At 44.9% G+C, this 13,930-nt stretch carries 14 protein-coding genes and 1 pseudogene; 14 read left to right on the top strand and 1 reads right to left on the bottom strand.

Features of this window, described 5'->3' with window-relative positions; all coding sequences use genetic code 11:
- Window positions 1–51: 51 nt before the first annotated feature.
- Window positions 52–510, top strand: coding sequence for a CYTH domain-containing protein (locus tag PGQ38_RS08025; protein ID WP_173772752.1), 459 nt, complete (start codon window positions 52–54; stop codon window positions 508–510).
- Between the two features lie 22 nt (window positions 511–532).
- Here PGQ38_RS08025 and PGQ38_RS19850 read toward each other — a convergent pair.
- Window positions 533–631 (bottom strand): annotated as a pseudogene (locus PGQ38_RS19850) (DUF6783 domain-containing protein); the annotation flags it as partial.
- Here PGQ38_RS19850 and PGQ38_RS19845 point away from each other — a divergent pair.
- The 13 genes from PGQ38_RS19845 (at window position 590) to PGQ38_RS07965 (ending at window position 13,918) form a co-directional block, all read left to right on the top strand.
- Window positions 590–718, top strand: a complete 129-nt coding sequence (locus PGQ38_RS19845; RefSeq protein WP_308768464.1) for a DUF6783 domain-containing protein — start codon at window positions 590–592, stop codon at window positions 716–718. The pseudogene PGQ38_RS19850 and the gene PGQ38_RS19845 sit on opposite strands and share 42 nt — an antisense overlap.
- Window positions 719–732: 14 nt before the next feature.
- Entirely contained in the window at window positions 733–1,527 is a 795-nt protein-coding gene (gene proC / locus PGQ38_RS08020; protein WP_118582699.1) for a pyrroline-5-carboxylate reductase, read from the top strand.
- A gap of 90 nt (window positions 1,528–1,617) precedes the next feature.
- Complete coding sequence (locus PGQ38_RS08015; RefSeq protein ID WP_118582702.1) at window positions 1,618–2,169, top strand: DJ-1 family glyoxalase III; 552 nt, start codon at window positions 1,618–1,620, stop codon at window positions 2,167–2,169.
- A gap of 202 nt (window positions 2,170–2,371) precedes the next feature.
- Window positions 2,372–3,679, top strand: a complete 1,308-nt coding sequence (tig, locus tag PGQ38_RS08010; protein ID WP_270431233.1) for a trigger factor — start codon at window positions 2,372–2,374, stop codon at window positions 3,677–3,679.
- A gap of 117 nt (window positions 3,680–3,796) precedes the next feature.
- The gene (clpP, locus tag PGQ38_RS08005; protein WP_118582708.1) at window positions 3,797–4,378 is read left to right on the top strand and encodes an ATP-dependent Clp endopeptidase proteolytic subunit ClpP; all 582 of its coding nucleotides are present in this window, start codon (window positions 3,797–3,799) and stop codon (window positions 4,376–4,378) included.
- A gap of 315 nt (window positions 4,379–4,693) precedes the next feature.
- The gene (gene clpX / locus PGQ38_RS08000) at window positions 4,694–6,016 is read left to right on the top strand and encodes an ATP-dependent Clp protease ATP-binding subunit ClpX (RefSeq protein WP_118582711.1); all 1,323 of its coding nucleotides are present in this window, start codon (window positions 4,694–4,696) and stop codon (window positions 6,014–6,016) included.
- Between the two features lie 19 nt (window positions 6,017–6,035).
- The gene (gene lon, locus PGQ38_RS07995) at window positions 6,036–8,348 is read left to right on the top strand and encodes an endopeptidase La (RefSeq protein WP_270431231.1); all 2,313 of its coding nucleotides are present in this window, start codon (window positions 6,036–6,038) and stop codon (window positions 8,346–8,348) included.
- Between the two features lie 17 nt (window positions 8,349–8,365).
- A complete protein-coding gene (gene yihA, locus PGQ38_RS07990; protein WP_118582717.1) occupies window positions 8,366–8,983 on the top strand; it encodes a ribosome biogenesis GTP-binding protein YihA/YsxC in 618 nt (205 codons plus the stop codon).
- Window positions 8,984–9,001: 18 nt separating this feature from the next.
- Window positions 9,002–9,847 carry an energy-coupling factor transporter ATPase gene (locus PGQ38_RS07985; RefSeq protein WP_204453990.1) on the top strand — a complete coding sequence of 282 codons (846 nt, stop codon included), beginning with the start codon at window positions 9,002–9,004 and terminating at the stop codon, window positions 9,845–9,847.
- The gene (locus tag PGQ38_RS07980; protein WP_173719371.1) at window positions 9,838–10,725 is read left to right on the top strand and encodes an energy-coupling factor transporter ATPase; all 888 of its coding nucleotides are present in this window, start codon (window positions 9,838–9,840) and stop codon (window positions 10,723–10,725) included. Before PGQ38_RS07985 ends, PGQ38_RS07980 begins: the two co-directional genes overlap by 10 nt.
- Window positions 10,722–11,525 carry an energy-coupling factor transporter transmembrane component T family protein gene (locus PGQ38_RS07975; protein ID WP_195700381.1) on the top strand — a complete coding sequence of 268 codons (804 nt, stop codon included), beginning with the start codon at window positions 10,722–10,724 and terminating at the stop codon, window positions 11,523–11,525. The genes PGQ38_RS07980 and PGQ38_RS07975 overlap by 4 nt, the downstream gene beginning before the upstream one ends.
- A 105-nt stretch (window positions 11,526–11,630) precedes the next feature.
- Complete coding sequence (gene truA / locus PGQ38_RS07970; protein WP_204454030.1) at window positions 11,631–12,371, top strand: tRNA pseudouridine(38-40) synthase TruA; 741 nt, start codon at window positions 11,631–11,633, stop codon at window positions 12,369–12,371.
- A 419-nt stretch (window positions 12,372–12,790) separates the two neighbouring features.
- Window positions 12,791–13,918 carry a substrate-binding domain-containing protein gene (locus PGQ38_RS07965; RefSeq protein ID WP_118580466.1) on the top strand — a complete coding sequence of 376 codons (1,128 nt, stop codon included), beginning with the start codon at window positions 12,791–12,793 and terminating at the stop codon, window positions 13,916–13,918.
- Window positions 13,919–13,930 lie beyond the last annotated feature (12 nt).

Here is a 13,930-nt window from a genome sequence, read left to right as displayed (position 1 = left end):
AGAGCTGAAAAGTTTGTACTTTTCATAAAAAAATATGAGGAGGAAACTAAGTTGGAAATTGAGAGAAAGTTTCTTGTTAAGAGAGAAAACCTTCCGGAGAACCTGGAACAGTATCCAAGCAAGGCAATTGAGCAGGGCTATCTGTGCACAGAGCCGGTAGTGCGGATCCGCAAATCCAATGACAATTACTATCTGACTTATAAATCAAAGGGACTTCTGGCAAGGGAGGAATACAATCTGCCGCTGACAAAAGAAGCCTATGAGCACTTAAAATCAAAAGCAGACGGAATCGTGATCTCCAAGGTACGTTATGTGATTCCTGAGAAAGACGGTTTATCCATTGAACTGGACGTATTCAAAGCCCCCTACGAAGGTCTTCTCCTGGCAGAAGTGGAATTCCCCACCGAAGAAGCCGCCCACGCTTACCAGCCGCCAAAGTGGTTCGGGGAGGATGTGACGTATTCCACAGAGTATCACAACAGTACCTTAAGTAAAGGGAAAAAGAGATAAAATTTTTATTTTATAATGAACCTTAACTAGAGCCTGTTTGAAAAATCATTCCCGCAATCTGCACGCCCCACTTTGCGGTATATTTTGCCCGAATTCGGTTGCCGTAGCCCGCTACGGCGCCCTCATCCGGGCAAAATCTCCCACAAATCGTGATGCACATCTTGCAGAAAGCCTTTTTCAAACACGCTCTAAACAACGACCTACATGAAAGGAGCAGAAGATATGAAAATCGGATTTATCGGATGTGGAAATATGGGTTCTGCAATGATCGGTGGAATCCTGAAAAATGGTGTGTTTGAAAAAAATGAGATTATTGTTTCAAATCTCACAGAAGAAGGAAGCAGAAGAAGTCGGGAAAAACTTGGAGTTGTGACAACTCTGGATAATTGTGAAGTTGTGAAAAATGCAAATATTGTTATATTAGCAGTAAAGCCTCAATTCTATGAGGAGGTAATCGGTGAAATTAAAAGTTTCCTGACACCACAGCATATGATCGTAGGAATTGCGCCCGGTAAAACTCTTGCATGGCTGGAAGAAAAATGTGAGCAGCCGTTAAAGGTGGTACGTCTTATGCCGAATACCCCGGCGCAGGTAGGGGCAGGAATGACAGGTGCCTGTGTCAATGATCGGGTAACAGAAGAGGATCTGGATCAGATTCTTGCCATTACAAACAGCTTCGGTCGCACAGAGGTGGTACCTGAAAGATTGATGGACGCAGTTAGCGCAGTCAGTGGGTGCTCTCCGGCTTATGTATTTATGTTTATTGAAGCAATGGCAGATGCCGCTGTGGCACAGGGAATGCCAAGAAAACAGGCCTATCAGTTTGCTGCCCAGGCTGTACTTGGAAGTGCGAAGCTGCTTCTGGAGACAGGTATGCATCCGGGAGAACTGAAGGATATGGTATGCTCCCCGGCAGGAACGACCATTGAGGGTGTGCGTATCCTGGAAAAAAATGGTTTCCGCAGTGCTGTGTTTGAAGCATTGCAGGGAGCTGCTGATAAAGGAAAGAAAATGTGAGCTTTGCCTACAAAAAACATCTCGCGGAATATTACCAGTGAGCAGTAACTATAAGTAAATAATTGTGAAAATGAATCAGGAGGTTCCACTATGAGCAAAAAAGTATACATCTTCCTCGCCGACGGTTTTGAAGACATTGAAGGCTTAACTGTAGTTGATCTTATGCGAAGAGCAGGAATCACTATTACAACCGTTTCGATTAAAAACACCAAACAGATCACTACAGCCCATGGAATCACCATGCTGACCGATACCACCTTCTGTGAGGCGGATTTCTCCGACGCAGACATGCTGGTTCTCCCAGGCGGGCAGCCTGGAACCACTTATCTTGGAGGATTCGAGCCACTTACCGATCTGGTTAAAAGCTTCTATAATAATGGAGGTAAGATCGCAGCCATCTGCGCGGCACCTACTGTTTTTGCAGAAATCGGACTTTTACATGGAAAGAAGGCCACTGCATATCCGGCCTGCATGGACGGTCTTGGAGATGCTGTGAAGTCTGAAGAAAAGGTTGTAATTGATGGAAACATTACTACAAGCCGTGGACTTGGAACTGCAATTGACTTTGCCCTTTCCCTGATTTCCCAGCTCCTTGGTCAGGAAAAAGCAGAGCAGATTGCAGAATCCGTAGTATACAAGTAGGAAATATTCTGAAAAACCTTGATTTTCAAGGAATAACAGGGAAAATCCCCAAAAAAATAACCGGGAAAACCATAAAAAACACTGGCGTTTTTTATTGGGGTGTGCTATACTTCTACAATGACTGTAATAATAGGGGGAAACCCTGCGCATTTATAACCGCAGAAAGAATGCAGAGAGATATATATTAAGGAGGAACACGAAAATGAGTTTACAGGTGGAGAAATTAGAGAAAAACATGGCGAAGCTTACCATCGAAGTTTCCGCTGAAGATTTAGACAAAGCAATGGAGAAAGCTTACCAGAAACAGAAAAGCAGAATCAGCCTTCCAGGATTCCGTAAAGGAAAAGCTCCGAGAAAGATGATCGAGAGCATGTATGGCAAGGGTGTATTCATGGAAGACGCTGTTAATTCTCTTGTACCACAGGAGTATACAAAAGCTCTTGGCGAGTGCGATCTTGAGATCGTTTCCCAGCCGGAGATCAATGTTACACAGATGGAGCCAGGTAAAGCTCTTATCTTCACAGCTGATGTAGCTGTGAAACCAGAGGTTACTCTTGGAGATTACAAGGGTGTAGAGGTTCCGAAGTCTGAGATCGCTGTAACAGACGAGGAAGTTGACGCTGAGGTTAAGAAAGAGCAGGATAAGAATGCAAGAACAGTTGCAGTTGAGGATCGTGCAGCTGCAAACGGCGATATCACAACAATCGATTTCGAAGGATTTGTTGATGGTGTTGCATTTGACGGCGGTAAAGGAACTGACTACGCACTTACACTTGGTTCCGGTACATTTATCCCGGGATTCGAGGATCAGCTTGTTGGAGCAAACACTGGTGACCATGTAGAAGTTAAGGTTACTTTCCCAGAGGAATATCAGGCAAAAGAGCTTGCTGGCAAGGAAGCTGTATTCCAGTGTGACGTTAAGAAGATCGAGACCAAAGAGGTTCCGGAGCTTGACGATGAGTTTGCGAAAGACGTATCTGAATTTGATACTCTTGCTGAGTACAAAGAAGATGTTAAGAAGAAACTGACAGAGAAGAAAGAGAAAGAAGCAAGAACTGCAAAAGAGAACGCTGCAGTAGATAAAGCAATCGAGAATGCACAGATGGATATTCCGGAGCTTATGACAAAGACTGAGTGCCGTCAGATGATGGACGATTTCTCCAGAAGAATGCAGCAGCAGGGATTATCCATGGAGCAGTACTTCCAGTTCACAGGCCAGAGCATGGACAAGATGATGGACGACATGAAGCCACAGGCTCTCAAGAGAATCCAGACAAGACTGGTTCTTGAGAAAGTAGCTGAGGCTGAGAACATCCAGCCATCTGAAGAAGAGATCACAGAAGAGATCCAGAAGATGGCAGATGCTTACAAGATGGAAGCTGACAAGATCAGAGAAGCTATCGGTGAGAGCGGACTTGAGCAGATGAAGAAAGATATGGCTGTTCAGAAGGCTGTTACTGTTATCGCTGATGCAGCAGTTGAAGTTGAGAAAGCAGCAGACGCTGAATAATCAGCAGGCAGATAACTGCACATCCCAAGAGGGAAAAATTATTTTGTTATGAAAGCGCTCTCCGGCGCATTATAATGCAGATCTGGGGAGCGCATCTGATAAGAAAAGAGGGAATATATGAGTTTAGTGCCTTATGTCATTGAGCAGACAAGCAGAGGGGAGAGAAGCTACGACATCTATTCAAGGCTTCTGAAGGACAGAATCATTTTCCTGGGAGAGGAAGTAAACGATGTAAGTGCCAGCCTGGTAGTTGCTGAGTTGCTTTTTCTGGAAGCAGAGGATCCTGGAAAGGATATCCAGCTTTATATCAACAGCCCGGGTGGTTCCGTGACAGCTGGTATGGCTATCTACGATACCATGCAGTATATCAAGTGCGACGTTTCCACTATTTGTCTGGGAATGGCTGCCAGCATGGGAGCATTCCTTCTTGCTGGTGGTACAAAGGGTAAGAGATTTGCACTGCCGAATTCTACGATCATGATCCATCAGCCATCTGGCGGAGCCCAGGGACAGGCTACTGAGATCCAGATCGTGGCAGATCACATTGCCAAGACAAAGAGAACATTAAATGAAATTCTGGCTGCAAACACCGGACAGCCTCTTGAGGTAGTAGAGAAAGATACAGACCGTGACAATTACATGTCCGCAGAGGAAGCATTGGCTTATGGTCTGATCGATGGTGTTGTAACCCACAAATAGGGAAAAACTGTAACTGGATAACCGAGTGTACACTGATGAAGATGTAGTATATTTGTGTATTTCCAGTATAAACTTTCCCGCCTAAACTGAAAACAAAAGAAATCCCCCTGGATAATAGCCGGAGTTTTCTTTTGCATGCTACTGTAAGAAAAGACTCCTGAACTAACAGGAGTCTTATCTTGTAAAACGGGATAATTTTGTAAAATAGGTATATTTTACAGAATAATTCCAAATTTTAAGAAATAAAGAAAACTTTTTTCAGAATAGCTCTGAATAAGGTTGCTTTATTTAAAAGAAAGGAAAAGTTAAAGATTCATGGCTGAGAAGATAAGAGAAGGAAAAGTAAGATGTTCCTTTTGCCAGAAAACCGAGGATCAGGTCCGCAAATTAATCGCCGGACCAGATGGGGCCTACATCTGCGATGAGTGTGTAGGTATCTGCTCGGAGATCATGGAGGAAGAATTTGGAGGATACGATCAGGAAGATATTCTTGGATCTGAGATCAATCTGATGAAACCAGAGGAAATCCATGCAATTCTGGACGACTATGTAATCGGACAGGATGAGGCCAAGAAAGCACTTTCTGTTGCTGTATACAATCATTACAAACGTGTTACTGCTTCCAGAAATCTGGATGTAGAGCTTCAGAAGAGCAACATCCTTATGCTTGGACCAACTGGTTCCGGTAAGACACTTCTTGCCCAGACACTGGCAAGACTTCTGAATGTACCGTTTGCCATTGCAGACGCCACTACCCTGACAGAGGCAGGATATGTAGGTGAAGATGTTGAGAATATTCTTCTGAAGATCATTCAGGCTGCTGATTATGATATTGACAGAGCGCAGTACGGAATTATTTATATAGATGAGATCGACAAGATCACACGTAAATCCGAGAATGTTTCTATCACTCGTGACGTTTCTGGAGAGGGTGTACAGCAGGCACTTCTGAAAATTCTGGAAGGCACTGTTGCAAGTGTTCCTCCTCAGGGTGGAAGAAAGCATCCCCATCAGGAATTCATCCAGATCGATACTACAAATATTCTGTTTATCTGCGGCGGTGCCTTTGACGGTCTGGAGAAGATCATTGAGGGAAGACAGGATACCAAGGCAATTGGCTTTGGCGCAGAAGTTGCTTCCAAAGAGGAACAGAATGTTGGTGAACTGTTCAAGCAGGTAATGCCTGAGGATCTGATCCGTTATGGACTGATTCCGGAGTTTGTAGGACGTGTGCCTGTAGTGGTAACCTTAGACGGACTTGATGAGAACGCACTTCTTCGCATCCTTCAGGAGCCGAAGAACGCACTGACCAAGCAGTACCATAAACTGTTTGAACTTGATGGAGTAGAGCTTGATTTTGAGGATGAAGCACTTCGTGTTATGGCGAGAAAGTCCATGGAACGTAAAACCGGAGCCAGAGGACTTCGTGCGATCATGGAGAGCACTCTTATGGATCTGATGTATAAGACTCCGTCTGACGACACCATTCGTAAATGCATTATTACAAAAGAAGCTGTAGAGGGAACTGGTGAACCTCAGATCGTTCATGGGGAAGCTCCTGCACAGCCGGTGAATCCGGCAAATACAGGCAGAAGAAGCCAGCGTGCACACAAAAAGGGCACTCCGGAAACAGCCTGATGAAGGGATTTGACTACAAATGAGTGAGCCAATCAATGTACTTCCTGCCCTTGCCCTTCGCGGAACTACCATTCTTCCGGGAATGATCATCCATTTCGATGTAAGCAGGGAACGTTCCAAAAAGGCAATCGAAGCGGCAATGTTTCAGGATCAGAAGATCTTTCTGGTAACCCAGAAGGATCCCCAGATTGAAGATCCTGGATTTGTACAGCTGTTTCAGGTAGGAACTATTGCATATATTAAGCAGGTTGTGAAACTTCCTGACAACCTGCTGCGTGTTCTTGTTGAGGGAAAAAGAAGGGCAGAACTTCTTGGTCTGGAACAGGAGACACCATATTTAAGAGCAGAGACTGTTCTTGTTAATGAGGAAGAAGAGGAATTGCCTCAGGCGATGCTGGAGGCAATGTACAGAAGTATTAGGGAGCTGTTCCAAACTTATTGCGCTAAGGGTGGGAAGATTGGAAAAGAACTGGCTGCCCAGATCATAAATATAGAGAAAGCACCGGAGCTGATCGACCAGATCGTAATTAATCTGCCTCTTTCCTGGCAGAGTAAACAGAAACTTCTGGAGGCAGCCAGACTGACAGACAGATATGAGCTTCTTGGTGCCATTTTGAGCAATGAGATCAATGTGCTGGATATCAGCCACGACCTTCAGCAGAAACTGAAAAAGCGTGTAGATAAAAACCAGCGTGAATATATTTTGAGAGAACAGCTGAAACTGATACGGGAGGAGCTTGGCGAGGACAATACTGCTGATGAGGCTGAGGAGTTCCGCAGAAAAGCCAAAGAGCTTACTGCTTCCCAGGAAGTAAAGGATCGCATTTTCAAAGAAATCGGCCGCTTTAAAATTACCAGCACCAATGCAGCTGAGAGCAGCATTCTGCGGGGATATATTGAGACACTTCTTTCCCTTCCATGGGATAAGTGCTCTGAAGATTCTGAAGATCTGAAAGCAGCCTGGAAGATTCTTGAAGAAGGTCATTATGGTCTGAAGGATGTAAAAGAGCGTATTATGGAATTCCTGTCTGTACGTAAGCTGACACATAAAGGAAAATCTCCTATACTTTGCCTTGTGGGACCTCCTGGAACCGGTAAGACTTCTATTGCCAAATCTGTTGCAGAAGCCACTGGCAAGCGTTATGTCCGTATTTGTCTTGGTGGTGTGAAGGATGAAGCTGAGATCCGCGGCCATAGAAAGACTTATGTGGGTGCTATGCCGGGAAGGATTACCGTTGCCCTTCAGCAGGCAAAGGTTGCCAATCCGCTTATGCTTCTGGACGAAATTGACAAGACAAGCAGTGATTACAAGGGAGATACTTCTTCTGCGCTTCTTGAGGTGTTGGATCCGGAGCAGAACAGTCATTTCAATGACCATTATGTGGAGCTTCCACAGGATCTTTCAGAGGTGTTGTTTATTGCAACAGCCAACGATATTCAGGGAATCCCAAGACCGCTTCTTGACCGAATGGAGGTCATTGAGATCAGCGGTTATACAGAGAATGAGAAAGAGCACATTGCAAAGGAGCATCTGATTCCCAAGCAAATGGAAGCCAATGGAATTGAGAAAGGTAAACTTTCCATTCAGGGCGGCGCTCTTCGAAAAATTATCAATAATTATACGAAAGAAGCTGGTGTCCGAAATCTGGAGCGTCTGATCGGTCAGATCTGTCGTAAGACAGCACGTCTGATCATGGAAGATGGCAAAGAGAAGGTAACGGTCACAGGCAAGAACCTTGAGAGCTTTCTGGGGCAGGAGAAATACAATTACCTGATGGCGAATAAAAAGGATGAGGTTGGTATTGCAAGAGGTCTTGCCTGGACGCAGGTAGGCGGCGATACCCTTCAGATCGAAGTAAATATTATGCCGGGTAAAGGGGAATTTGTGCTTACCGGACAACTTGGAGACGTGATGAAAGAGTCTGCAACAGCGGGCATCAGCTACATCCGCTCTGTAGCAGCCAGATATGGAATCAATCAGGAATTTTTCCAGGAAAATGACATTCACGTACATATTCCGGAAGGGGCAGTGCCAAAGGACGGTCCGTCAGCCGGAATTACCATGGCAACTGCAATGCTTTCTGCCATTATTGACAAGCCGGTAAGAGCGGATCTTGCCATGACTGGTGAGATCACCTTAAGAGGTCGTGTACTTCCAATCGGCGGACTGAAAGAGAAGCTTCTTGCAGCTAAGTACGCCAAGATTAAAGAAGTACTGGTTCCAAAGTCCAATAAACCGGATATCAAAGAACTGGATGAGGAGATCACAGACGGACTGAAGATCACGTTTGTGGAAAATATGAATGAAGTGCTGGAACGGGCACTTGCCTGAAATGAGAGGTAGGAAAAATGGTAATTAAAAATGTTTCACTGGATATCGTTTGTGGTATCACCAGCAAACTGCCAGACACAGGAAGACCTGAAATTGCTTTTGCAGGGAAATCCAATGTGGGAAAATCCTCCCTCATTAACGGTCTGCTGAACCGAAAAGCGCTGGCAAGAACAAGTTCCCAGCCGGGAAAAACACAGACTATCAATTTTTATAATGTAAATGATTTTATGTACCTTGTGGATCTTCCAGGTTATGGATATGCCAAGGTTCCGGAGACCGAGAAGGCGAAGTGGGGAAAGATGATCGAGCGTTATCTTCATACCTCACAGACCCTGAAAGCAGTATTTCTCCTGATCGACATCCGGCACGATCCATCTGCAAACGATAAGCTGATGTATGACTGGATCGTAAATAACGGATACAATCCGATCATTATTGCAACCAAGCTGGATAAGCTGAAAAGAAGTCAGGTACAGAAGAATATTAAGGCTATCAAGGACGGACTGAAGCTGCGCCCGGGCAGTAAGATCATTCCTTTTTCCGCTGAGACAAAGCAGGGAAAAGATGAAATTTGGGCGTTAATGGACGAGTTGACCGGTGCAGTTCCGGCAGCTACGGACGAGCTGAAGGCCTGACAGACGAGGAAAAAGAATATGGGAATTATCAAGGCATTCAAGCTGGGATTTGACTATCTCAAGTATGATGAGGACGGCAATGTGGAAGCAACGCAGCGTGCTGTCAATGATGTAAACCTGGACATTGAAGCCGGCGATTTTGTGGCCGTTCTGGGGCACAATGGTTCCGGAAAATCCACATTGGCGAAGCAGATAAATGCATTGCTTATCCCTTCAGAGGGAACCATGTGGGTGGATGATATGGACACAGCCAAGGAGCCGGAGCTGTGGAAAATCCGCCAGAAAGCGGGGATGGTTTTTCAGAATCCGGACAACCAGATCATTGGTACGGTTGTGGAAGAGGATGTAGGCTTTGGTCCTGAGAATATGGGAGTATCTACAGACGAAATCTGGAAGCGTGTGGATGACAGTCTGAAAAAGACAGGAATGACCGCTTACCGTTATCAGTCTCCGAACAAGCTTTCCGGAGGCCAGAAACAAAGAGTTGCCATCGCAGGTGTTGTGGCGATGCGTCCAAGCTGTATTGTACTGGACGAGCCAACTGCAATGCTTGACCCGAATGGCAGGAAAGAAGTATTGAAAGCCGTTTCCGAGCTCAATAAAAAAGAAAATGTAACCGTTGTCCTCATTACCCATTATATGGAAGAAGTGATCCATGCCAACAAGGTTTATGTGATGGATGGTGGAAATGTGGTAATGCAGGGAACTCCAAGAGAAATTTTTTCCCAGGTAGAGACACTGAAGAAATACCGGCTGGATGTACCCCAGGTGACATTGCTCGCCCATGAGCTTCACAAGGCTGGCGTGGACATTCCGGAAGGAATACTGACGAAAGAGGAATTGGTGGGTGCATTATGTCGATAGAGCTTAAGAACGTGACCTATACTTACAGTCAGGGTACTGCTTATGAAAGCCACGCCCTGAAAGATATAAATCTTGTAATTCCGGATGGACAGTTCATTGGTGTGATTGGTCATACTGGAAGCGGAAAATCAACCTTGATCCAGCATTTTAATGCTTTGATCCAGCCTACAAGCGGTCAGATCCTTTATAATGGAGAAGACGTGTGGGCGGAGAATTATAACCGCCGGGCTCTTCGAAGTGAGGTGGGGCTGGTATTCCAGTACCCGGAGCACCAGCTGTTTGAGAATACAGTTCTGGCAGATGTTTGCTTTGGCCCTATGAATCAGGGACTTTCCAGGGAGCAGGCTGAGGAAGAGGCAAAAAAGGCTCTTGCCCATGTAGGTGTGAAGGAAGAGAATTTTACCAAGTCTCCTTTCGAGCTTTCAGGAGGCCAGAAGAAACGGGTTGCCATTGCAGGTGTTCTGGCAATGAACCCGAAAATCCTGATCCTGGATGAGCCTACTGCAGGGCTCGATCCACAGGGAAGAGATGACATTCTGGATCAGATTGCGGCTCTTCATAAGATGAGAGGAATTACCATTATCCTGGTTTCTCATAGCATGGAGGACATTGCCAAATATGTGGAACGCCTGATCGTTATGAATCATGGGGAAATGGTATTTGACGATACACCGAAGAATGTATTTTCCCATTATAAGGAACTGGAAGGAATGGGACTTGCGGCACCGCAGATCACCTATATCATGCATGCGCTTTCCGAAAATGGCCTGAATGTGGATACCACAGCTACCACTGTGGAGGAAGCCAGAGATACGATTCTGGAAGCTTTAAAGAAGCAGAAGCCTTCACTTCTTAAGAAGGGAGGCAGAAACGAATGATCAGAGATATTACCATTGGACAGTATTATCCGGCAGATTCCGTGATTCATAAGCTGGATCCAAGAACCAAACTGGTAGGAACCATTGGATTTATTGTATCTGTATTTTTGTTCCACACCTTCGCTGGATATGCAGTGGCTACTATATTTCTTGCAGGAATGATCCTTTTGTCCAAGGTTCCTGTGAAGTTTATTTTTAAAGGTCTGAAGACTATTTTCATGCTGCTTCTGATCACCATATTTTTTAATATGATTCTTACCCCTGGTGAGGTGATATGGAAGCTGGGATTTATTAAGGTGACAAAGGAAGGTCTGGTGCTGGCAGGTACTATGGCGATCCGACTGGTTTATCTGGTGATTGGTTCTTCCATTATGACATTGACGACGACACCTAACCAGCTGACTGATGGCCTGGAGCGTCTGCTCCGCCCGCTGAATAAGCTTCATGTACCAGTACATGATATTGCTATGATGATGTCGATCGCCCTACGTTTTATCCCTATTCTTCTGGAAGAAACGGATAAGATTATGAAAGCGCAGATTGCCCGCGGAGCTGATTTCGAGAATGGGAATCTGATCCAGAAGGCGAAGAACATGGTTCCCCTTCTGGTGCCGCTGTTTATTTCCGCATTCCGACGGGCAAATGATCTGGCCATGGCCATGGAAGCAAGATGCTATCATGGCGGCGATAACCGTACCCAGATGAAACCGCTTTGTTATAAAAAAAGAGATCATATGGCATATGTGATTTTGGCAGCGTATCTGGCTGTTGCAATTGGATTTAGGGCAGCTGGAATTTAAATCGACTGAACATCCATTTAAAAAGTTATAGTTCCCTCATCTGTATTCAGAGTCTTAAAATAGACTACGGATGCAGATGAGGGAATTTTCACAAGGAGAAAGATGATGAAACGAATTGGACTTGTTGTAGCATATGATGGAACGAATTATTGTGGCTGGCAGACACAGCCCAATGGAATTACAGTACAGGGAGTGTTGAATGATACACTTTCTGAGCTTCTGGGAGAAAAGATTGAAACGATTGGTGCCAGTCGTACAGATGCAGGCGTACACGCCCTTGGAAACGTAGCGGTATTTGACACCAACACCCGTATCCCGGGAGAGAAGATTTCTTATGCTCTGAACCAGCGTCTGCCGGAGGATATCCGGATTCAGATGTCTGAAGAAGTGGAACCGGACTTCCATCCAAGATACTGTGACAGTGAGAAAACATATGAATATCGCATTCTGAACCGCAAATTTCCGGTACCAACTGAGCGGCTTTATTCCTATTTCTATCATTACAAATTAGATGTGGACAAAATGAGAGAGGCAACATCCTACCTGATCGGAAGGCATGATTTTGCCAGTTTCTGCGGTTCCGGAGCCCAGGTGAAAACAACTATCCGTACGGTTACCGGAATTGAAGTTTTCCGTGATGGTGACATAGTTACTATTCGCGTTTCGGGAACTGGTTTCCTCTATAATATGGTCCGCATTATTTCCGGCACCTTGATTGAAATTGGAAATGGACAGTATCCATCGGAGCGCATGCAGAAAATCCTGGATGCCAAAGACCGTTCCGCTGCTGGTCCTACCGCACCGGCGCAGGGACTCACCCTGATGGGGATACAGTTCTTTGATTAATGAGTAACGTTGCTATTTAATGTGTTGAAAAGTTCTTCAGGAGGGACGCATTTGGACAATGTGTATTACTCACTCGCCGGCGCAACGCTCCAGCGAGTGAGCAATAACCATTGTCCGAATGCGTCCGCCTTGAACAACTTTCAACATATTAAATAGCAAATTTTCGAGATGCACCTTTCCAATACTTCTTTTTGGCATATCACTTCACATATTAAAAATGTCAATAGCACATAATTACAATCTAGCACTATTCCATAACAAAAATGTCCACCCCAGCACAATTTTGTGCATATCATAACACAAAAATTGAAAGAGCAATCCAAAATTAGTCCATTTTACACAGAGTACCGATATGATATTATAATCCCATCAAAAAGCTATAGAACATAGCAAATAAAAATGATACGGGAGGTTTTTTCATGAAGAGAAAAGTAGCAATGGCAATGGTAGCAGCAATGGCAGTTGGTTCACTTGCAGTTCCGGTAATGGCAGAAGACGGAGCAGCTGGCGGAAAGATCGGTATTTCAATGCCTACACAGTCTCTGGAGCGTTGGAATCGTGATGGTTCCTATCTGCAGAAACAGTTCGAAGATGCTGGATACGAAGTAGAGCTTACATACTCTGACAACGAGACAGACCGTCAGGTAAACGATATCCAGAACCTGATTTCCGACGGAGTTAACCTGTTAGTTGTAGCAGCTATCGATGGCGAGGCTCTTAATACAGTTATGGATGAAGCAGCAGATGCAGGAATCCCAGTTATTTCCTATGACCGTCTGATCAAGTCCGACGCTGTTTCCTATTATATTTCTTTTGATAACTACACAGTAGGTACTCTTCAGGGACAGTACGTAGTAGATACTCTGGATCTGGACAATGCTGGAGACAAGACATACAATATCGAGTTTACAGCTGGTGATCCTGCTGATAACAATGCCGGATACTTCTTCAATGGTGCATTTGATGTATTAAAACCATACATTGATGCAGGAACCTTAAATGTAGTTTCCGGACAGACTGATTTTGATTCTGTTGCAACACCTGCATGGGATACCCAGACAGCACTTGAAAGAATGCAGAATATTCTGGCATCCTACTATGCAGACGGAACACAGCTTGACGTAGCTCTTTGCTCCAACGACTCCACAGCACTTGGTGTAACACAGGCAATCGAGTCTGACTATGCTGGTGATAACACAGTTCTGATCACAGGACAGGATGGTGATGAAGCAAACCTTGCAAACATCGTTGACGGAAAACAGTCCATGACCGTTTACAAAGCAGTTGCTAATGAAGCAGTCGTAACACTTGACCTTGCAAAAGCAATGCTGGCTGGTGATACAGTTGATGAGTCCCTGATTGAAAAATCTGGTTGGGATTTCGAGTGTGCATATGATACAGAGTCCTATGAGACATCTGAAGGCAACAAATGCCCATCCTTCCTTCTGGTTCCTACAGTTGTAACAAAAGACAACCTTCAGGAAGCACTGGTTGACCCAGGATACTACACAATGGATGATGACGGATATCTTCATCCGGCAAACTAATGAAGGCTGAAC

The organism is Blautia faecis (assembly GCF_027662325.1).
GTDB classification, from domain to species: domain Bacteria; phylum Bacillota; class Clostridia; order Lachnospirales; family Lachnospiraceae; genus Blautia_A; species Blautia_A faecis.
The sequence above is the reverse complement of the archived record's forward strand: the minus strand, read 5'-3'. Positions and strand labels throughout refer to the sequence as shown.